The sequence below is a fragment of the Tabrizicola piscis genome (genome assembly GCF_003940805.1).
Lineage (GTDB): Bacteria > Pseudomonadota > Alphaproteobacteria > Rhodobacterales > Rhodobacteraceae > Tabrizicola > Tabrizicola piscis.
Map to the genome: position 1 here is coordinate 3,466,802 of NZ_CP034328.1, position 20,416 is coordinate 3,487,217.

General features: G+C 65.8%; 18 protein-coding genes and 1 pseudogene. 18 read left to right on the forward strand and 1 reads right to left on the reverse strand.

Annotation, left to right across the window (positions count from 1 at the left end):
• Positions 1–240: 240 nt before the first annotated feature.
• The 15 genes from EI545_RS16855 (at position 241) to EI545_RS16925 (ending at position 14,874) form a co-directional block, all read left to right on the forward strand.
• Positions 241–1,404, forward strand: coding sequence for a peptidoglycan glycosyltransferase FtsW (locus tag EI545_RS16855; protein ID WP_125326537.1), 1,164 nt, complete (start codon positions 241–243; stop codon positions 1,402–1,404).
• Complete coding sequence (locus tag EI545_RS16860; protein WP_425471587.1) at positions 1,404–2,495, forward strand: UDP-N-acetylglucosamine--N-acetylmuramyl-(pentapeptide) pyrophosphoryl-undecaprenol N-acetylglucosamine transferase; 1,092 nt, start codon at positions 1,404–1,406, stop codon at positions 2,493–2,495. Before EI545_RS16855 ends, EI545_RS16860 begins: the two co-directional genes overlap by 1 nt.
• The gene (murC, locus tag EI545_RS16865) at positions 2,492–3,901 is read left to right on the forward strand and encodes a UDP-N-acetylmuramate--L-alanine ligase (RefSeq protein ID WP_125326539.1); all 1,410 of its coding nucleotides are present in this window, start codon (positions 2,492–2,494) and stop codon (positions 3,899–3,901) included. Before EI545_RS16860 ends, murC begins: the two co-directional genes overlap by 4 nt.
• A gap of 76 nt (positions 3,902–3,977) precedes the next feature.
• Positions 3,978–4,244, forward strand: coding sequence for a DUF2484 family protein (locus EI545_RS16870; RefSeq protein WP_174258180.1), 267 nt, complete (start codon positions 3,978–3,980; stop codon positions 4,242–4,244).
• A complete protein-coding gene (locus EI545_RS16875) occupies positions 4,241–4,486 on the forward strand; it encodes a DUF2484 family protein (RefSeq protein ID WP_125326540.1) in 246 nt (81 codons plus the stop codon). The genes EI545_RS16870 and EI545_RS16875 overlap by 4 nt, the downstream gene beginning before the upstream one ends.
• Positions 4,487–4,492: 6 nt before the next feature.
• The gene (locus tag EI545_RS16880; protein ID WP_125326541.1) at positions 4,493–4,759 is read left to right on the forward strand and encodes a hypothetical protein; all 267 of its coding nucleotides are present in this window, start codon (positions 4,493–4,495) and stop codon (positions 4,757–4,759) included.
• A gap of 60 nt (positions 4,760–4,819) precedes the next feature.
• Complete coding sequence (murB, locus tag EI545_RS16885) at positions 4,820–5,746, forward strand: UDP-N-acetylmuramate dehydrogenase (RefSeq protein ID WP_125326542.1); 927 nt, start codon at positions 4,820–4,822, stop codon at positions 5,744–5,746.
• A 39-nt stretch (positions 5,747–5,785) separates the two neighbouring features.
• Positions 5,786–6,706, forward strand: coding sequence for a D-alanine--D-alanine ligase (locus EI545_RS16890; RefSeq protein ID WP_174258181.1), 921 nt, complete (start codon positions 5,786–5,788; stop codon positions 6,704–6,706).
• Positions 6,694–7,605 carry a cell division protein FtsQ/DivIB gene (locus EI545_RS16895; protein WP_125326544.1) on the forward strand — a complete coding sequence of 304 codons (912 nt, stop codon included), beginning with the start codon at positions 6,694–6,696 and terminating at the stop codon, positions 7,603–7,605. The genes EI545_RS16890 and EI545_RS16895 overlap by 13 nt, the downstream gene beginning before the upstream one ends.
• The gene (ftsA, locus tag EI545_RS16900) at positions 7,602–8,936 is read left to right on the forward strand and encodes a cell division protein FtsA (RefSeq protein WP_125326545.1); all 1,335 of its coding nucleotides are present in this window, start codon (positions 7,602–7,604) and stop codon (positions 8,934–8,936) included. The genes EI545_RS16895 and ftsA overlap by 4 nt, the downstream gene beginning before the upstream one ends.
• A gap of 203 nt (positions 8,937–9,139) precedes the next feature.
• Positions 9,140–10,789 (forward strand): cell division protein FtsZ, encoded by a 1,650-nt coding sequence (ftsZ, locus tag EI545_RS16905; RefSeq protein WP_125326546.1) that lies wholly within the window; start codon positions 9,140–9,142, stop codon positions 10,787–10,789.
• A 192-nt stretch (positions 10,790–10,981) separates the two neighbouring features.
• Positions 10,982–11,902 (forward strand): UDP-3-O-acyl-N-acetylglucosamine deacetylase, encoded by a 921-nt coding sequence (gene lpxC / locus EI545_RS16910; RefSeq protein ID WP_125326547.1) that lies wholly within the window; start codon positions 10,982–10,984, stop codon positions 11,900–11,902.
• A 160-nt stretch (positions 11,903–12,062) separates the two neighbouring features.
• Positions 12,063–12,902, forward strand: coding sequence for an outer membrane protein assembly factor BamD (locus tag EI545_RS16915; protein WP_125326548.1), 840 nt, complete (start codon positions 12,063–12,065; stop codon positions 12,900–12,902).
• 36 nt (positions 12,903–12,938) lie between these two features.
• Positions 12,939–14,582, forward strand: coding sequence for a DNA repair protein RecN (gene recN / locus EI545_RS16920; protein WP_125326549.1), 1,644 nt, complete (start codon positions 12,939–12,941; stop codon positions 14,580–14,582).
• A 130-nt stretch (positions 14,583–14,712) separates the two neighbouring features.
• Complete coding sequence (locus EI545_RS16925) at positions 14,713–14,874, forward strand: DUF3563 domain-containing protein (protein WP_164517330.1); 162 nt, start codon at positions 14,713–14,715, stop codon at positions 14,872–14,874.
• Between the two features lie 6 nt (positions 14,875–14,880).
• On the opposite strand, the gene EI545_RS16930 is transcribed toward EI545_RS16925, so the two are convergent.
• Entirely contained in the window at positions 14,881–16,251 is a 1,371-nt protein-coding gene (locus EI545_RS16930) for an FAD-binding oxidoreductase (protein ID WP_125326550.1), read from the reverse strand.
• Between the two features lie 100 nt (positions 16,252–16,351).
• Here EI545_RS16930 and purQ point away from each other — a divergent pair, with 100 nt between their 5' ends.
• The 3 genes and pseudogenes from purQ to EI545_RS16945 form a co-directional block, all read left to right on the forward strand.
• The gene (gene purQ, locus EI545_RS16935; protein ID WP_125326551.1) at positions 16,352–17,020 is read left to right on the forward strand and encodes a phosphoribosylformylglycinamidine synthase subunit PurQ; all 669 of its coding nucleotides are present in this window, start codon (positions 16,352–16,354) and stop codon (positions 17,018–17,020) included.
• 47 nt (positions 17,021–17,067) lie between these two features.
• Entirely contained in the window at positions 17,068–18,828 is a 1,761-nt protein-coding gene (locus EI545_RS16940) for a sensor histidine kinase (RefSeq protein WP_125326552.1), read from the forward strand.
• A gap of 10 nt (positions 18,829–18,838) precedes the next feature.
• Positions 18,839–20,152 (forward strand): annotated as a pseudogene (locus tag EI545_RS16945) (sigma-54-dependent transcriptional regulator); the annotation flags it as partial.
• Between the last annotated feature and the right edge of the window lie 264 nt (positions 20,153–20,416).

The following is a 20,416-nucleotide window of genomic DNA, read 5'->3' on the forward strand; positions in this document are numbered from 1 at the left end:
AGGAAAGGGGCAGCGCTTGCCTGTCCCAAGGCGGACGGCAGCGATCAACGGACCCGGCAAGCAACAATGCTGCCCTGACGATCGTGGCACGGGTGGAAAATGGGACTTGTCTGCGGCTTCGGCAGCGGCGAGCCCTCTTTCTGACTGGTCAGAAGGGGTGATCTTCGCTACTCTTTCCCGCAGACCCGGGGGACACATCCGGGCGTGAAGGCAGAGCAGGCGTATTCGGGCGGTTTTCCCATGACTGAGATGGTCTATGGTTCCAATCCCATTAGGGTCACGGAACCGGTGTTGCCACGCTGGTGGCGCACGATCGACAAATGGACGCTGACCTCGGTCTTTGTCCTGTTTGGCATCGGGTTGTTGCTGGGGCTTGCCGCCTCGGTCCCCCTTGCCACGCGCAACGGGCTGGAGCCGTTCTACTATGTCCAGCGACAGGCCTTCTTTGGCGGCGTGGCGCTGGTCGTGATGATCGCCATTTCCATGATGTCGCCTGCGATGGTGCGGCGGATCGGCGTCCTGGGCTTTGCGGTGTCGATGGTCGCGCTGATGCTGTTGCCGCTGTTCGGCACCGATTTCGGCAAAGGCGCGGTCCGGTGGTTTTCGCTGGGTTTCGCGTCGGTCCAGCCGTCCGAGTTCCTGAAACCCGGCTTTGTGATCGTCGTGGCCTGGCTGATCGCTTCGGCGCAGGATCTGGCCGGGCCGCCGGGCAAGACGATATCCTTCGCGCTGACGCTGGTCGTTGTCGCCTTTCTTGCCATGCAGCCGGACTTTGGCCAGTCGGCGCTGATCATCTTCGCCTGGGGCGTGATCTACTTTGTCGGCGGGGCTCCGATGACGCTGATCGTGGTCGTGGGCGGGATCGTGGGGCTGACCGGGCTGGTGTTCTACGAATCGAGCGAACACTTCGCCCGCCGGATCGACGGGTTCCTGTCGCCGGACGTGGACCCGCGCACGCAGCTTGGCTATGCGGCGAACGCCATTCAGGAAGGCGGGTTCTTCGGCGTGGGCGTGGGCGAGGGGCAGGTGAAATGGTCGCTGCCCGACGCGCATACCGATTTCATCATCGCGGTGGCGGCGGAAGAATACGGGCTGATCCTGGTGCTGATCATTCTGGCGCTGTACGGCGTCATCGTGGTCCGGTCGCTGAGCCGCCTGCTGCATGAGCGTGACCCCTTTGCCCGGCTGGCGGGCGCGGGTCTGGCCTGCATCTTCGGCGTGCAGGCGATGATCAACATGGGCGTCGCGGTGCGCCTGCTGCCCGCCAAGGGGATGACCTTGCCATTCGTCAGCTATGGCGGGTCGTCGGTCATTGCGGCGGGGATCACGATGGGAATGCTTCTGGCCCTGACCCGCGCCCGGCCGCGTGGGCAGATGAGCGATGTCTTCCGGCGGGGGCGCTGATGGCCAAGCTGCTTCTCATCGCCGCCGGAGGCACGGGGGGCCACATGTTCCCCGCCCAAGCCTTGGCCGAGGCGATGCTGGCGCGCGGCTGGCGGGTAAAGCTGTCCACCGATGACCGGGGCGCGCGCTATGCGGGCGGCTTTCCGGCTGATGTGGTGGTGGAGCGGGTCGCGTCGGCCACCTTTGCCCGGGGCGGGGTGGCGGCCAAGCTTATGGCGCCGCTGCGGATTGCGGGCGGGGTGCTGGGGGCGATCTGGTCGCAACTGCGCGACCGTCCGACCGTCGTGGTGGGGTTCGGCGGCTATCCGTCGATCCCGGCGCTGACGGCGGCATGGGTCTTGCGGCGGCCGCGGATGATTCATGAGCAGAACGGGGTGCTGGGGCGCGTCAATCAGGTATTCGCGCGGCGGGTCGACAAGGTGGCCTGCGGGACTTGGCCGACCGATCTGCCTGCCGGCGTGAGTGGAGAGCCCACCGGCAATCCGGTGCGTCAGGCCGTGCTGGACCGGGCGGCGGCGCCCTATATCGCGCCGGGGGACTATCCGATGGCACTGGTCGTGATCGGCGGCAGCCAGGGGGCGCGGGTCTTGTCGGACGTCGTGCCTGCCGCTGTGGCGCTGCTGCCGGAAAGCCTGCGCGCCAACCTGCGCGTGGCGCATCAGGCCCGCGACGAGGATGCGACCCGCGCCGCCGAAGCCTATGAGGCGGCAGGTGTGCGGGCCGAGATTGCCCCCTTCTTCGACGACATCCCGCGCCGCCTGTCCGAGGCGCAGCTGGTCATCTCGCGGTCGGGTGCATCCTCGGTTGCCGATGTCAGCGTGATCGGGCGGCCTGCGATCCTGATCCCCTATGCGGCGGCGACGGGCGACCACCAGACGGCCAACGCGCGCGGGCTGGTTGACGCGAAGGCAGCGGTCGTGATTCAGGAAAAGGCGCTTGACGCGGCAATGCTTGCAGGCCACATCGCCGCGATCTTGGAAGACCCCGCCACGGCCGAGGCCATGGCGCGGAGTGCCCTGGGCGAGGGCAAGCCCGACGCCACTGCCCGTCTGGTGGCACTGGTCGAAGACCTGGCAGGAGATGCATCATGAACGCAGCCGCAACCAAGCTGCCGCTGGAACTTGGCCCGATCCATTTCGTGGGCATCGGCGGCATCGGCATGTCCGGCATCGCCGAGGTGCTGATGACGCTGGGCTACCGGGTGCAGGGGTCGGATGCCAAGGCGTCCAAGATCACCGACCGGCTGGTCAAGCTGGGGGCCGTGTTCCATGAGGGCCAGCGGGCCGAGAACATCGGCGAAGCGGCGGTTGTCGTCATCTCGAGCGCGATCAAGAAGGGCAATCCCGAACTGGAAGAGGCGCGGCGGCGCAAACTTCCCGTCGTGCGCCGGGCGGAAATGCTGGCGGAACTGATGCGGATGCGGTCGAACATCGCCATCGCCGGGACGCATGGCAAGACGACGACGACGACGATGGTGGCGACGCTGCTGGACAAGGGCGGCTTTGATCCGACGGTCATCAACGGGGGCGTGATCCACGCCTATGGGTCGAACGCCCGCGCTGGCGCTGGCGAATGGATGGTGGTGGAGGCCGACGAAAGCGACGGTAGCTTCAACCGCCTGCCCGCGACGATTGCCATCGTGACCAATATCGACCCGGAGCACATGGAGCATTGGGGGACCTTCGACGCGTTGCGCAAGGGGTTCCTCGATTTCGTGTCGAACATCCCGTTCTATGGCCTTGCGGTGTGCTGCACCGACCATCCGGAAGTGCAGGCTTTGGTCGGCAAGGTGACCGACCGCCGCGTGGTGACCTTCGGATTCAACGCCCAGGCCGACGTGCGGGCGCAGAACCTGACCTATGAAAATGGCGTGGCGCATTTCGATATTGCTCTGCAGGCCGAGGGGATTGTGATCGAGGGCTGCACCCTGCCGATGCCGGGGGATCACAACGTCTCCAACGCCCTGTCAGCCGTGGCCGTGGCCCGGCATCTGGGGATGAAGAAGGACGAGATCCGTGAGGCTCTGGCCGGCTTTGCCGGGGTGAACCGCCGGTTCACCAAGGTGGCCGAGGTGAATGGTGTCACGATCATCGACGACTATGGCCACCACCCGGTGGAAATCGCCGCTGTGCTGAAGGCCGCGCGGCAGGCGACAAAGGGCCGGATCATCGCGGTCCACCAGCCGCACCGCTTTACCCGCCTGTCCAGCCTGTTTGACGATTTCTGCACCTGCTTCAACGATGCCGATGTGGTCGCCATTGCCGATGTCTATGCGGCGGGGGAAGACCCGATCCCCGGCGCCTCGCGGGATGATCTGGTGGCGGGGCTGATCGCCCATGGTCACCGCCACGCCCGCGCGCTGCTGGATGAGGCTGATCTTGCCCGGCTGGTCCGCGAACAGGCGCGGCCGGGTGACATGGTGGTCTGCCTTGGCGCAGGCACGATCAGCGCCTGGGCCAACGCCTTGCCGGCAAAGCTGATGGGTGCCGCGGCATGACGGGCGCGACCGGTCCCGTGGTCCTGTCCGTTCCGCCGAAGGCCTTTGGTCCCCTTCCCCAACCGGTTCCAACTGCATGAGCGTGCCGCTGATCCTTGGCTGCCTTTGGGTCCTTGCCTCGGCCATCGTGGCCATGCTGCCGATGCGGCAGCAGATGGTGCCGGGCGTGGCGCTTCTGATCGCGGCGCCGGTCCTTTTGGTCTGGATCGGCTGGGTGCATGGCTGGGTCTGGCTGGCGGTCGGGCTTTTTGCCTTCCTGTCGATGTTCCGCAACCCGCTGCGGTATTTCCTGCGCCGCGCGCTTGGTCTGCCTGCGCCCCTGCCGAAGGAGTTGGAGAAATGATCCTGCCCCTGGCGATGTGCCTGATCTGGCTGATTGCGGCGAATGTGATCGCGATGTTTCCGTCGCGCGATTATCACTGGCGCGCGGCCTATGTGCTGATCGCCATTGGCGTGCCGCTGCTGGGCTGGATCACCTATGAGGGCGGGCCGATCGTGGGGATGCTGGTCTTGGCCGCCGGGGTGTCGATCCTGCGCTGGCCGGTGGTCTATTTCTGGCGCTGGCTGCGCCGACAACTGGGCTGACGCGCGATGTACTTGCATCTGGTAGCCATGGGTCTTGGCGCGGCACTGGTGGCAGGGCTGATCGGCTGGGGGATGGCCCGGCGCTATGGCTGGCAGCGGGCGCTGGTGGTGCCGCTGCTTGCCGTGATCGCGCTGGCCATGATCCTGTGGCGTTCACGGTCGATGAACTTTCACGACGGACTTGGTCTGGTCGCAGCGGCGGTTGTCTTTGCGGCACCGACGCTGGTTGGAGCATTGCTGGGCATCGTGCTTGCCAGCCGTCGTGGGCGCTAGACCCCGCCTTTGGCAGGCTTTCCCTTGCAGCCGACCAGCCAACCCGGCTATCCCCGCAGCATGACACCGCTTCCCACCCCGCGCGGCGCCCTGACGCCAAACCGCCCGCTCTCCGATCTGACCTGGCTTCGGGTCGGCGGGCCTGCAGACTGGCTGTTCCAGCCAGCGGATGAGGCGGACCTTGCCACGTTCCTTGCCGCGCTGGACCCTGCCGTTCCGGTCTTTCCCATCGGTGTCGGGTCGAACCTGATCGTGCGCGATGGCGGCATCCGGGCTGTGGTGATCCGGCTGGGGCGGGGGTTCAACGGGATCGTGGTCGAGGGTGACCTTGTCACTGCGGGGGCAGCGGCGCTGGATGCGCATGTCGCAAAGCGCGCGGCTGAGGCCGGGCTGGACCTGACCTTCCTGCGCACCATCCCCGGGTCCATCGGCGGGGCGGTGCGGATGAATGCGGGCTGCTATGGCAGCTATGTCTCGGATGCCTTGGTCGAAATCCGCCTAGTCACCCGGATTGGTGAGGTTCAGACCGTGCCCGCAGCCGCCCTGAACCTGCGGTATCGCCAAAGTGACCTGCCCGAAGGCGCGGTGGTTCTGTCGGCCACCTTCCGCGCAGCCCCGGGCGACCCCGCGGAACTTGAGGCGCGGATGGCCGACCAGATTGCCAAGCGGGATGCCAGCCAGCCTACCAAGGATAGGTCCGCTGGCAGCACCTTCCGCAACCCCTTGGGTCGCAGCAGCACCGGGACCGCCGATGACACGCATGAGCTGAAGGCCTGGAAAGTCATCGACGACGCCGGGATGCGCGGCGCAAGGCTGGGCGGGGCGCAGATGTCGCCCATGCATTCCAACTTCCTGATCAACGCCGGTGGCGCAACTGCCGCCGATCTGGAAAATCTGGGCGAGGACGTGCGAAAAAAGGTTTTCCTATCAAGCGGTATCACGTTAGAGTGGGAAATCATGCGGGTCGGAGAATTCCTGCAGGACTAACAATATCACGGGTCACATAAGACCCGGATGAGGCAGTAAATGGCGGGCGCATCGAGCAGGATGTCCCCCAGAGTGGCGGTTTTGATGGGTGGGCTTTCCGCTGAGCGGGAGGTCTCTCTCGTTTCAGGGCGCGAATGCGCCGTGGCCCTCCGGGAGGCTGGATATGACGTGGTTGAGGTCGATTGCGGCCCCGACCTCGCCTTGCGCCTGTCTGACATCAAACCTGACGTCTGTTTCAACGCCTTGCATGGTCGCTGGGGTGAAGATGGCTGTGTGCAGGGCCTGCTGGAATGGATGGCGATCCCCTATACCCACTCTGGCGTGCTGGCCTCGGCGCTTGCGATGGACAAGGCCAAGACCAAAGAGGTTTACGCGGCGGCCGGTCTTCCGGTGGTCAACAGCGTGCTCGCCACGAAAGAGGCGGTTGAGGCGGGCCATGTCCTGCCGCCGCCCTATGTGGTGAAGCCGAACAACGAAGGGTCCTCCGTCGGGGTCTATATCGTGCATCCGGGGTCGAACGCGCCCCGGCTTGCGTCGACGATGCCCGCGCAGGTGATGGTGGAAACCTACGCGCCGGGGCGCGAACTGACCACAACCGTGATGGGCGACCGGGCGCTGGGGGTGACGGATATCATCACCGACGGCTGGTATGACTATGACGCGAAATACAAGCCCGGCGGCAGCCGCCATGAATGCCCCGCGAATGTGCCCAAGGACATTGCCGATGCCTGCCTTGACTATGCCCTGCGCGCGCATCGGGCGTTGAGATGCCGGGGCGTCAGCCGCACCGACTTTCGCTGGGACGAAAGCCGCGGTCTGGCCGGGCTGATCCTGTTGGAGACCAACACCCAGCCGGGGATGACGCCCACCTCGCTTGCCCCAGAACAGGCGGCGATGCAGGGGATGAGCTTTGCCCAGTTCTGCGACTGGATGGTGAAGGACGCGTCATGCAACCGCTGATCGCCCGCCGTCCTTCCGGCCCCACCGGGGCCCGCCCGGTCCGTCGCGACCCGGCCCCGTCGAAATGGGCCTACCGCGCGCAGCGGATGCTGCTGACGCCCTATGTGCGGATGTTTCTGCGCACCGGGTTGCCGATGCTGGTGCTGATTGGCGGCGTGACGATCTGGCTGTCGGATGAAACCCGCAGGCAAGCGGTTGTCACCACACTTGCCGACCTGCGCGCCGATTTCGAAGCGCGGCCGGAATTCCGCGTCTCGCTTGCCCGTGTCGAAGGGGCGTCGGACGATCTGGCCGAGGCCGTGCGTGCGCGGCTGGGGCTGACCTTGCCGATGTCGTCCTTTGACATCAACCTTGATGAAGTCCGCGCCCGGATCGAGGCGCTGGATGCTGTCAGCCGGGCCGATCTGCGCGTGCGGTCGGGGGGCGTGCTGCAGGTGATGATCACCGAACGCGTGCCCGTGGCCATCTGGCGCACGGAAACCGGGCTGACGCTGGTCGATGACACCGGCCACCGCGTCGCAGGCCTTGTCGCGCGCAGCGACCGCCCGGACCTGCCGCTGATCGCAGGCGACGGGGCCGACCTTGCCACGCCCGAAGCGCTGGACCTGATCGCCGCCGCGGGGCCGCTGTCCCCCCGCATCCGTGGCCTTGTCCGCATGGGCGAACGGCGCTGGGACATCGTGCTGGACCGTGAACAGCGTGTGCTGCTGCCCGAGAAGAACCCCGTGCAGGCGCTGGAGCGTCTGCTGGCGCTGGACCATGTCCAGGACATCATGAACCGCGACATCCTGACCGTCGATCTGCGGTCAGACCACCGACCCACCCTTCGCCTTACCCCCAACGCCCTTGCCGAGATGCGCCGTGCTCAAGGCATCGAAACCGTGGAGAACGAACTGTGACCGATCTCTATACCTCGCAACGTGCCATGCGGAACATGCGGAAAGCTGCCATGCAGCGCGGCGTGATTGCCATTCTGGATGTGGGCACATCGAAAATCGCCTGCCTGATCCTGCGCTTTGACGGTCCCGACCGGCTGCGCGAACAGGATGGCGTCAGGCCCATGGCCGGGCAAAGCCAGTTCCGGGTGATCGGGGCGGCCACCACGCGGTCACGCGGGGTGCGCTTTGGCGAAATCGCCGTGATGAATGAAACCGAGCGCGCCATTCGCACCGCCGTGCAGGCAGCGCAGAAGATGGCGAACGTGCGGGTCGACCACGTCATCGCCTGCTTCTCCGGTGCCGAACCGCGCAGCTATGGCCTTGCGGGCGATCTGGACCTGCAAGACAGCGTCGTGACCGAACAGGACGTCAGCCGCGTGCTGGCCGCCTGTGACGTGCCCGACCTAGGGCAGGGCCGCGAAGTGCTGCATGCTCAGCCGGTCAACTTTGCGCTGGACCACCGGTCCGGCCTAGGCGATCCGCGCGGGCAGATCGGGCACCGGCTGGCCTGCGACATGCACCTTCTGTCAGTCGACGGCGATGTGGTGCAGAACCTGCTGTACTGCATCAAGCGCTGCGACCTTGAACTCGCCGGGCTGGCGTCGTCTGCCTATGTCTCGGGGATTTCCTCGCTGGTGGAGGATGAACAGGAACTGGGTGCGGCCTGCATCGACATGGGCGGCGGGGCGACGGGCCTGTCGATCTTCATGAAAAAGCACATGATCTATGCCGATTCTGTGCGGATGGGCGGCGACCATGTGACCTCCGACATCTCCAAGGGTCTGCAAGTCCCGATGGCGGTGGCCGAGCGGATCAAGACCCGCCACGGCGGTCTTTACGCCACCGGCATGGATGACCGCGAGATGATCGACATTGGCGGCGACAGTGGCGACTGGGAAAAGGACCGCCGCCAGATCAGCCGCACGGAACTGATCGGCATCATGCGGCCCCGCGTCGAGGAAATCCTTGAGGAAGTGCGCGGCACGCTGGATGCCGCCGGCTTTGACAGCCTGCCCAGCCAGCAGATCGTGCTGACCGGCGGAGGCAGCCAGATCCCGGGGCTGGATGGCCTTGCGACCCGCATCCTTGGCCAGCGTGTGCGGCTGGGCCGACCCTTGCGCGTGCAGGGCCTGCCGCAGGCCGCCACGGGGGCGCCGTTTGCCAGCGCGGTGGGCCTGTGCCTGTTCGCGGCGCATCCGCAGGACGAATGGTGGGATTTCGAAATCCCCGCCGAACGCTACCCGGCACGGTCGCTGCGGCGGGCGGTCAAATGGTTCAAGGACAACTGGTGACCACTATATCCAGCTCTCCGGGCGAAATACCGCTGAATTCTGGAGGCAATCCCCCAGATTTTGCGGTATTCCAATCTTTTTTTCGTGACCTTTTACCGGGTTGTGGATAGATTCGGGGATAAGTCGGTCAGATGCACGCGGGACAGGTGCAGTCAGGGCCGGAAAAGAAACAGGCGGCAGACAAGAAACGGACGGGCAAACCCATGGCACTCAATCTGACGATGACCCCCGAAAGGGAAGAGCTTAAGCCGCGCATCACCGTCTTCGGTGTGGGCGGGGCAGGCGGCAACGCGGTGAACAACATGATCGACCAGGCCCTTGAGGGGGTCGAGTTTGTCGTGGCCAACACCGACGCACAGGCCTTGCAGCAAAGCCGGGCCCATGCGCGCATTCAGATGGGTGTCAAAGTGACCGAGGGTCTGGGCGCAGGCGCGCGACCGACCGTCGGTGCAGCTGCCGCGGAAGAGACCATCGAGGAAATCGTCGATCACCTTGCCGGCGCGCATATGTGCTTCATCACTGCCGGGATGGGTGGTGGCACGGGCACGGGTGCGGCCCCGATCATCGCGCAAGCCGCGCGCGAGCTGGGCGTGCTGACCGTTGGCGTCGTGACCAAGCCCTTCCAGTTCGAAGGCAACAAGCGGATGCGGCAGGCCGAGGACGGGATCGAAGCCCTGCAGAAGGTCGTGGATACGCTGATCATCATCCCGAACCAGAACCTGTTCCGGCTGGCCAACGAACGCACGACCTTTACCGAAGCCTTCGCGATGGCTGACGACGTGCTCTATCAGGGCGTCAAGGGTGTGACGGACCTGATGGTCCGCCCCGGCCTGATCAACCTCGACTTTGCCGACGTGCGCGCCGTGATGGACGAGATGGGCAAGGCGATGATGGGCACCGGCGAAGCCAGCGGTGAAGACCGCGCGGTGCAGGCGGCGGAAAAGGCAATTGCCAACCCGCTTCTGGATGAAATCAGCCTGCATGGCGCCAAGGGTGTGTTGATCAATATCACCGGCGGCCATGACCTGACCCTGTTCGAGCTGGACGAGGCCGCGAACATCATCCGTGAAAAGGTGGACCCCGACGCCAACATCATCGTTGGCTCGACCCTGGACACGTCGATGGAAGGCCGCATCCGTGTGTCGGTCGTGGCCACGGGCATCGACGCCTCGGCTGCCAAGCTTGAGGTTCCTGTCGCGCGCCGGTCGATGGCCGCACCCTTGACGCTGACCCCAGCCCATCAGCCCGAAGCGGCCCGCCCGATGCCGCAGCCGGTTGCGGCGATGGCTGCTTCCGTGGCGCGGCAGCCGATGGAAGACGATGTCGAAACCACCGTAGCCGGGCTTTTCGATCCGGCGGCCACCGAAGCCGAGATCGAGGCAGAGGCTATGCCTGCCGATGATCTGCCTCCGCCCGTCTATCGTCCGCAGGCCGCGCCGCAGCCGTCGATGATCCGGTCTGCCCCCGCCGCGATCGAGGAGGATCCCTCGGTCTTCGTGGCACCCCGTCCACGCGCTGCCGGTCAACCCTCGCCCGAGGCGCTTGCCCGCCTGCAAGCCGCCGTGGCGCGCCCTGCCGCTGGTGGGGCACCCAAGTTTGCGGGCCGTCCGGCACCAGTGCCTGCAGCGCAGCCAGCCCCCGCAGCCGCAGCCCCTGCCGCGGGCAAGCCGCGCTTTGGCATCGGGTCGCTGATCAACCGGATGGCCGGTCATCTGGAAGCCGCAAGCGAGCGCCCCATCCCCGCCTCGGGCCGGGCACAGCCGCCGGTCACGGCCTATGAAGACGATCACGACATGGGAACCGATCAGGACCGGATCGAGATTCCGGCCTTCCTGCGCCGTCAGGCGAACTGAAACACGGCAGCAGATCTTTGCAGGAAAAGGCCCGGGGTTCCGGGCCTTTTCTATTTGAATCAATGAGTTGCCGTTGAAATCTTCCTGTCACAAACCGACATAAAGAGTGAGTTGAGCTTCATCATCCGCGCGACTAGCTAAGGTTAACCGGACGCGGGCCCTAAGCCCCGTGCCACATGAGGCGAACAAGACGTGCAGAATAGTCTGATATCCCCAGCCACCTTCACCGGGTTCGGCCTTCACTCCGGTGCGCCGGTGCGGATGGTCGTGCGCCCGGCGGCTGCAGATCACGGGGTCTGGTTCCGCCGCACGGACGTGGTCGGCCGCGACTCCATGGTTCCCGCCCGCTGGGATGTCGTGACTCCGTCGCGTCTGTGTACCGTCGTGGAAAACGCGGACGGTGTGTCGGTCTCCACCATCGAACATGTGATGGCAGCCCTGGCTGGCAGCGGCATCCACAATGCCCTGATTGACATCGATGGTCCCGAAGTTCCGATTCTTGACGGGTCAGCCGTGCCTTTCGTGAAGGGCTTCCTTGCGGCTGGTCTTGACGAACTGGACGCCCCGGTCCGCGCCGTGCGGGTGCTGAAGCCCGTCGAAGTCCGCGACGGTGATGCGATCGCCCGGCTTGACCCCGCCGACATGCTTGAGATCGACTTCCGCATCTCGTTCCAGGATGCCGCGATTGGCACCCAGACCCGGCGGCTGAACATGGCCAACGGGGCCTTCGTGCGCGAACTGTCCGACAGCCGGACGTTCTGCCGCCAGTCGGATGTCGATGCGATGCGCGAAGCGGGGCTTGCGCTTGGCGGCACGCTGGAAAACGCTGTGGTCTTTGAAGGCGCGCGGGTGCTTTCGCCCGGCGGGCTGCGCTACGCTGATGAACCTGTGCGCCACAAGATGCTGGACGCGGTTGGCGATCTTGCTTTGGCCGGGGGCCCGATCCTGGGCCGCTATACCGGCGAACGGGCGGGTCATGCGCTGACAAACCGCTTGCTGCGCGCGCTGTTTGCGGATGCGGATGCCTACCGCCTTGTGGACTGCGGGCCCCAGACGCTGGGCAAGCTGCCCGGTGTTGGCGTGCATGTCGGCGACCTGCCCTCACGCATCTGAGAAATTTCCTTTGCGCGAAAGTCACGAAAGGCGTTTTGCGCCCCGGATTTTTCTGTGCTAGGACGAGGCAAAGTTTGGGCAAATCGCCCGGGCGACAGGTCCCGACAGGGGCTCCAGATACGAGCACCGAACGGGGGCAGCAGGTTTGGATAGGCGGAACATGTCAGGCAACAGGCCCGGCGCAGGGATTCTAAAGACGGCGCTTCTGGTGGCGGTGCTTGCCGGCTGTGCTGGCGGGTCGCGCGGACCCGCATTGGATACTTTCACCGCCGAACAGATATACAAGCGCGGCGAGCTGGAGCTTGAGACGGCGCGCAACCCCGAAGACGCGCTCGTCTACTTCCAGGAAGTCGAACGGCTGTATCCCTATACCGAATTTGCCAAGCGCGCCCTGATCATGCAGGCCTTCACTCTGCACAAGGCCAAGAAATACCCCGAAGCCCGCGACGCCGCGCAGCGGTTCCTTGATTTCTACCCGGGTGACGAAGATGCGCCCTATGCGCTCTACCTCATGGCGCTGTCTTACTATGACCAGATCGACGATGTCGGTCGCGACCAGGGCATCACGTTCCAGGCCCTGCGCGGCATGCGCGACGTGATCGAAACCTACCCCGACAGCGAATATGCCCGCTCTGCCATCCTGAAGTTCGACCTCGCCTTCGACCAGTTGGCCGCGAAAGAGATGGAGGTTGGCCGCTACTACCTCAAGCGGGGGCACTACACTGCCGCGATCAACCGGTTCCGCATCGTGGTGCAGGATTTCCAGACCACAAGCCACACCGCCGAAGCGCTGCACCGGTTGGTGGAAAGCTATCTTGCCCTTGGTCTTGAGGCAGAAGCGCAGACGGCCGCCGCCATCCTGGGCTTCAACTATCAGGCCTCGCCCTTCTATGACGACAGTTTCCGCCTGCTGAAGGGCCGGGGCCTGTCGCCGGAAGCCAAGGGGGACAGCTGGTTGCGGTCGGTCTATCGGCAGATGGTCCGGGGCGAGTGGTTGTGACCCGGATGGGCGCATCGCCCATCCTGCGGGCCCGTGATGCTGCTATCGCTTGAAATCCGCGATGTCCTGATCATCGATCGGCTTAGCCTTGACCTTGGTCCGGGCCTGAACGTGCTGACGGGTGAAACGGGGGCGGGCAAATCGATCCTGCTCGATGCGCTTGGCTTTGTGCTGGGCTGGCGGGGCAGGGCGGAACTGGTCCGCCAAGGGGCCGCGCAGGGCGAGGTGACGGCGGTCTTTGACCTGTCCCCCGGCCATGCCGCGCATGCCGTGCTGGCCGAAGCCGGGATCGAGGCCGACGGCGAGCTGATCCTGCGGCGCGTCAACACCGCTGATGGCCGCAAGACCGCCTGGGTCAATGACCGTCGGGTGTCCGGCGATGTGCTGCGCGACCTGTCGGATCATCTGGTGGAACTGCACGGCCAGCACGATGACCGGGGCCTGCTGAACCCGCGTGGCCACCGCGCGCTGCTGGATGCTTATGCCGGTCTTGACCTTGCCCCGCTGCGCGCCGCCTGGGCCGCGCAACGCACCGCCCGCGCCACTCTGGCCGAGGCGGAGGCAACCCTGTCCCGCGCGGCGGCCGAGGAAGAATTCCTGCGCCATGCCGTGGCCGAACTGGACAAGCTGAACCCCGAACCGGGTGAGGATGCCACGTTGGATGCGCGCCGCCGCCTGATGCAGGGCGCCGCCCGGATCCGCGAAGATGTGGCCAAGGCCTTGGCGGCCCTGTCGGATGACGGCGCCGAGGGGCGGATGCGCGATGCGCTGCGCTGGCTGGAAGGCGCTGCCGACAAGGCCGAAGGCCGGCTGGAGGGCGCGCTTGCCGCCCTGAACCGCGCCTTGATCGAACTGGGCGAGGCGCAGTCGGGCGTCGAAGGGGCGCTTGATGCGCTGGACTTCGACCCGGGGGAATTGGAGCGGACCGAGGAACGGCTGTTCGCAATCCGGGCTTTGGCCCGCAAACATGGACAGTTGCCGGACGATCTGGGCGGTTTCGCCGAAGGCCTGCGCGCGCGTCTTGCGGCAATTGACGGCGGGGCAGCTGGAATCGCCCGGTTGCAGACAGCCGTGGCTTCGGCGGAAGCGTCCTATGCTGCCGAAGCGGGCCGGGTCACGGCGGCAAGACAGGGGGCGGCGGCGAGGCTGGACACGGCCATGGCCGCCGAACTCGCCCCGCTCAAGATGGAACGCGCGGTCTTCGTCACCGAGTTTGCAGCTGGTGAACCCGGGCCCGAAGGTGTGGATGCCGTGACCTTCACGGTCGCGACGAACCCCGGCGCACCCTCCGGGCCCTTGAACCGTATAGCGTCCGGGGGCGAGCTGAGCCGGTTTCTGCTGGCGTTGAAGGTCTGCCTTACGGGCGATACCCCCGGCCAGACCCTGATCTTTGACGAGATTGACCGTGGCGTGGGTGGGGCCACCGCTGATGCCGTGGGCCGCCGCCTGCAGGCCCTTGCCCGTGGCGCGCAGGTGCTGGTCGTCACGCATTCGCCGCAGGTCGCGGCCTTCGGGGCGCGGCATTGGCGGGTGGAAAAGCGGGTGGTCGCGGATCAGACGCTGTCCACGGTCACCGCCTTGAGTGACGCGGAACGGATCGAAGAGATTGCCCGGATGCTCGCGGGCGATACGGTGACCGAGGCCGCGCGTGCCGCTGCCCGCGCGTTGCTGCAAGGTTAGGCACTTTGCCGCCAGTTGCGGCACAATTGCACATAGCTATGCGCCTTGTGCATGACGGCTTTCCCAACTTCGGCCTGTAATGCTGCAGTGCGGCGTCCTATGTTTTGTCCAAGAACAAAGGATGACTGCCATGCTCAATATCTTCAAATCACTGAAGTCCCTGCGCAACTTCCCGTCGCTTGCCGAACTGGAGCGGGACTATCTGAACGCCTCGGTCTCGCGCATTGATCTGGAACGCCGCCAGCGCGAAGTGGACAACGGCCTGTTCCGCCGGTCGAGCTTTGACCTCTAAGCAGGGCTAACCCGGCACAACCTTGCCGGGGTTCATCATACCCAAGGGGTCCAGCGCCTGCTTCAGCGCGCCCATGACGGCCCAAGCCTCGCCATGTTCGGCGGCCATGTGGCCCAGCTTGCCAAAACCGATCCCATGTTCACCGGTGATCGTGCCACCCAGCCGCAAGGCGCGGTCGGCCATCCGGGCGGCAAGGGCCTTGGCGATGGCAACTTCACCCGGGTCGGCGGGGTTGACCATCAGGATCGCGTGGAAATTGCCATCGCCGACATGGCCAAGGATCGGTCCGGGGATGCCCGAGGTGGCGATGTCCGCCCGCGTCTCCCCAACCGCCTGCGACAGGCGCGAGATCGGCACACAGACATCCGTCACCACCGCCTTCGCCCCGGGGCGCGAGGCAAGGATCGCGCGATAGGCGCTGTGCCGCGCGGCCCACAGGCGGCTGCGGTCCTCCTGACGTTCGGCCCATTGCAGGCCTTCGGCCCCAAAGCCTTCGGCGATGTCACGGAAGCGGCGGGTGTCTTCGGCCACGCCTTCCGGGTGTCCGTGGAATTCGACCAGCAGCTGCGGGGCTGGGGGCAGGCTCAGGCCGGAAAACGCATTGCAGGCCAGCACCGTTTCCACATCCAGAAACTCGATCCGCGCCGGCACCAACCCCATCTGCATGGTTGCCATCACGCAATCCACGGCTTGACCCACGCCCGGAAAGGCCGCGACGGCCGTCATCACCGTCTCGGGCTGGCCATGCAGGCGCAGGGTCAGTTCGGTGATCAGGCCCAGGGTCCCCTCGGACCCGACCATCAGCGCCGTCAGATCATATCCCGCCGCCGTTTTCGGCGCGCCGGTCCCGGTGCGGATCACCCGGCCATCGGCCAGCACCACCTCCAGCCCCCGGACATTGTCGCGCATCGTGCCATAGCGCACTGCCGTCGTGCCCGAGGCGCGTGTCGCCGCCATCCCGCCAAGGCTGGCATTCGCCCCGGGATCGACCGGAAACATCAGCCCCGTGGCGCGCAATTCGCGGTTCAGCGCCTCACGCGTGATGCCGGGCTGGACGCGGACCAGCCGGTCATCGGGCCGGACCTCCAGCACCGCCGCCATGTCGCGGAAATCCACCGCCACCCCCCCGGCAATGGCAAGCGCGTGGCCTTCCAGTGACGTCCCCGCCCCCCAGCCGATCAGCGGGACAAGGTGGCGCGACGACCAGACCGCCAGCGCTGCGACCTCAGCGGTCGATGCGGGGAAGATCACGGCATCGGGCACCCCAGCGGCCACAAGGCTTTCGCTTTGCCCATGCTCTGCCAGCACCGCCGGCGAAACCGACAGCCGCCCCGCAAAAACGGCGCGCAATTCGGCAAGGGCGGGATCGGTCAGCATGGGCCGACCCTAGCCTGCCTGCACCGCAGCGCCAAGGGGTGGCCCTTTGCACTGCCTTGCGCTAAGAGGCGGACATTCGCACCCACCGGGGGAGTCGCCCATGAAAGCCGCCGTCATCACCTTCCCGGGGTCCAACTGCGACCGTGACCTTGCCACCGCCTTTGAGGGCGCGGGCTTCGACGTCACCCGCGTCTGGCACAAGGACACCGACCTGCCGCGCGGCGTCGATGTGGTCGGCGTTCCGGGCGGGTTTTCCTTCGGGGATTACCTGCGCTGCGGCGCCATCGCCGCGCAATCGCCGATCAGCACCGCCATCCGCGCCCATGCCGAGGCGGGGGGCTATGTCCTTGGCATCTGCAACGGTTTTCAGGTCCTGACCGAAATGGGCCTGCTGCCCGGTGCCCTGATGCGCAACGCGGGCCTCAAGTTCGTCTGCAAGACCGTCACGCTGCGGGTGGCCAGCACCGACACGGCCTATACCTCGGCCTATGTGCTGGGCCAGAAGATTCAGGTTCCGATCGCGCATCATGACGGAAACTACACGATCGACGCCGATGGGCTTGACCGTCTGCAAGGCGATGACCGCATCGCCTTCACCTATTGCGACAACCCGAATGGCAGCATGGCCGACATCGCCGGGGTCCTGTCCGAGAACCGCCGCGTGCTGGGGATGATGCCCCATCCCGAACGCGCCACCGAGGCGACTTTGGGCGGCGATGACGGGCGCGCGCTCTTTGCTGCGCTGATGGGCGGGATGGCGCTGGCCTGACGCCCCCCCGCTTGAGACGCGATCAGCCCGGCCCTACTCTGCCGGCCATGTCCAGCGCTGACCAATCCATGTCTCCAACCACGGCCCAGGGTCTGCCCTGGCGCGTCAAGCTTGCCGTTGGCCTGCTGGTGATTCTGGCCGTCGTGGTTGTGCTGGTGTCGAACCGCCTGCTGACCGACCGCTACACCGCCGACACCCGCAACCGGGCCGAGCTGCGGCTGGCGCTCTACACCGGCAACCTGATGTCGGAACTGCAGCGGACATCGGTCGTGCCGCTGCTGCTCTCGCGCGACCCGGAACTGGTGATGGCCCTGCGCGACGGGAATTTTTCGTCCACCTCGGCAAAGCTGATCGCCCTGCAGGGGCAGATCGGCGTCGCTTCGATCCGGCTTCTGGCCAATGACGGGCGTGTGGTCGGGGCGACCAACCGCAACATTCTGGGCACCAACAACCGCAACGACACCTATTTCGTCGATGCCCAACGCACGAACGAAACGATCTTCACCGCCGTAAAGCGTGATTCGGGCGGGTTCGATTTCGTCTATTCGCGGTCGGTCCAGGCCGATGCCCGCACTTTGGGTGTGATCGTCGTGTCCGTCGATCTGATGAAATACGAACGCGCGTGGTCCGGCCTGCAGGATGCGGTTCTGGTGACCGACAGTTCGGGCACGGTGATCCTTGCCACGGAATCACGCTGGCGCGGCCTTCTGGTTGATGAGGCGCTGGCGCTGCGCGATGCGCCCTCGGCCATTGCCCGTGCGCTGCGTGCCACGGCCGACTGGGCGCAAGACCCGCCCGATGCCTATGTGCGCGGCGAAGCCGTGATGCGCACCGAGGCGCGGGTGCCTTTCCGGGGGTGGCGGATCCAGACCTTCACCGCCTACGGGTCGGTACGCGAACAGGTGAACGGGATTCTGGCGCTGCAGATCATGGGGTTCGCCATCCTGATGGCCATCACCTTCTACATCCTGTCGCGGCGGGCCTGGTCAAGATCGCTGTCTTTCCAGCGGGAATCTGCAGAACTGCGCGCCCTGAACGTCCGCCTCCAGCGCGAGATTGCGGAACGCGAAAAGGTCCAGAAAGACCTTGAGGTTGCAGAACTGACCTTGGCGCAGTCGTCAAAACTGGCCGCCCTGGGCGAGATGTCTGCCGCCGTCAGCCACGAGCTGAACCAGCCCCTTGCGGCGATGAAAACCTACCTTGCCGGCGCGCGTCTGCTGCTGCAGCGCAAGCGACCGGAAGAGGCGCTGTCCTCCTTCCAGCGGATCGACGACCTGATCGAACGCATGGGGGCGATTACCCGGCAGCTGAAATCTTACGCCCGCAAGGGTGGCGAAGCCTTTGAAGAGGTGGACCTGCGCGCCTGCGTGTCATCGGCGCTTTCGATGATGGAACCCCAGTTGAAGGCCCGCGTCGTCAAGATCAGCCGGGGCCTGCCGCGCCAGCCGGTGATGGTATTGGCTGACCGTATCCGGCTGGAACAGGTGATCATCAACCTCCTCCGCAACGCTTTGGATGCGACCAAGGACACCCGCACGCCGCAGATCGATATCCTGCTGTCGGCAGGTGAAACCGCGACGCTCAGCGTGCGGGACAATGGCCACGGGATCACCGATCTCGAGAACCTATTCGAACCCTTCTACACCACCAAGAAACCCGGCGAAGGGGTGGGGCTCGGCCTCGCCATCTCCTCGGGCATCGTCACCGATCTGGGTGGCAGACTGACCGCGCGGAACGGCGATGGCGGCGGGGCGGTGTTCGAGATGCAATTGCCGATCCTCGGCAACAAACAGGAAGCAGCAGAATGATGAGGTCCCAATGGCCCGCGCAATGAAAGTGGCGATCGTCGATGACGAGGCCGACATGCGGCAGTCGATCAGCCAGTGGCTGGCCCTGTCCGGCTTTGACACCGAAACCTACGCCAGCGCCGAAGAGGCGCTGAAGGTCATCGGCCCGGATTTCCAGGGGGTCGTGGTCAGCGACATCAAGATGCCCGGGATGGACGGAATGGCGTTCCTCAAGCGGCTGATGGGGCAGGACAGCGGCCTGCCCGTGATCATGATCACCGGCCACGGCGACGTGCCCATGGCGGTCGAGGCGATGCGGGTGGGCGCGTTCGATTTTCTGGAAAAGCCCTTCAACCCGGACCGGATGACCGAACTCGCCAAGCGCGCCACCCAGTCGCGGCGGATGACGCTGGACAACCGGGCCCTGCGCAAGGAGCTGTCGGACGGGTCCACGATCATCAAGAAGCTGATCGGGTCCTCCCCCGCGATGGACCGGCTGCGCGAGGATATCCTTGATCTGGGGCAGGCCGACAGCCACGTCCTGATCGACGGTGAGACGGGGACCGGCAAGACCCTTGTCGCCCATGCGCTGCATGCCGTGGGGCCGCGGGCGTCGAAGAAGTTCGTCGCCATCTCCTGCGCCGCTTGGGGCGAGGACCAGCTTGCCGCGCGGCTGTTCGGCCCGGCCGAAGACGGGGCGCCGCCGCTGATCGAGGAAGCCCGGGGCGGCACCTTGTGCCTTGAGGATATCGAGGCGCTGAGCCACCCGCTTCAGTCGCGGCTGCTGACGGTCATCAACGATCAGGGTACCCCTCCGGAAACCCGGATCATCGCGATCTGCAACCAGCATGCGCCCGACACCACGCTTGAGGCGGTGCTGCGGCCGGATCTGTTCTACCGGCTGGGGGCGATGACGATCCTGTTGCCGCCCTTGCGGACGCGGGGAGAGGATATCCTGCAGCTGTTCACCCGCCTGTCGGAACAGTTCGCCGAGGAATACGGCTGCGATGCCCCGCAGGTGACGGCGCAGGAAGCTGCACAGCTGCTGCAGGCGCCGTGGCCGGGGAACGTGCGGCAGCTGGTCAACATCGCGGAGCGGGCGGTGTTGCAGAACCGGCGGGGGTCGGGGTCGATTGCCTCGCTCCTCATGGCCGACAACGAGGCGGCGGGGCCGGCGCTGACGACCGAGGGCAAGCCGCTCAAGGACTATGTCGAAGCCTTCGAGCGGATGCTGATCGACAATACGATGCGGCGGCACAAGGGGTCGATCGTGGCGGTGATGGAAGAGCTTTGCCTGCCGCGCCGGACCCTGAACGAGAAGATGGCCAAGTATGGGCTGACCCGGGGGACTATGTCTGACAGGGGCTGTCCCGGGCAGGGACAGCTGGCCCGCCCAAGAAAATCAAGAGCTTACAGGCTCGAATCAACCATTCGTTAACTTTTGCCCCAGCAGGCGGGCAGGCCGGGCGAGCCTGACCTTGCCCGTCGCGGGAGCGGGCGCAGGGGCCGGGTCTGACCGCGGTGCGAGATACCGGACCCGGTGCCGGGCGCTGCCCGACGAAAGGCCATTGTCATTTCGTCCGCTTTCCCGTTAGGGTCACGGTACGCG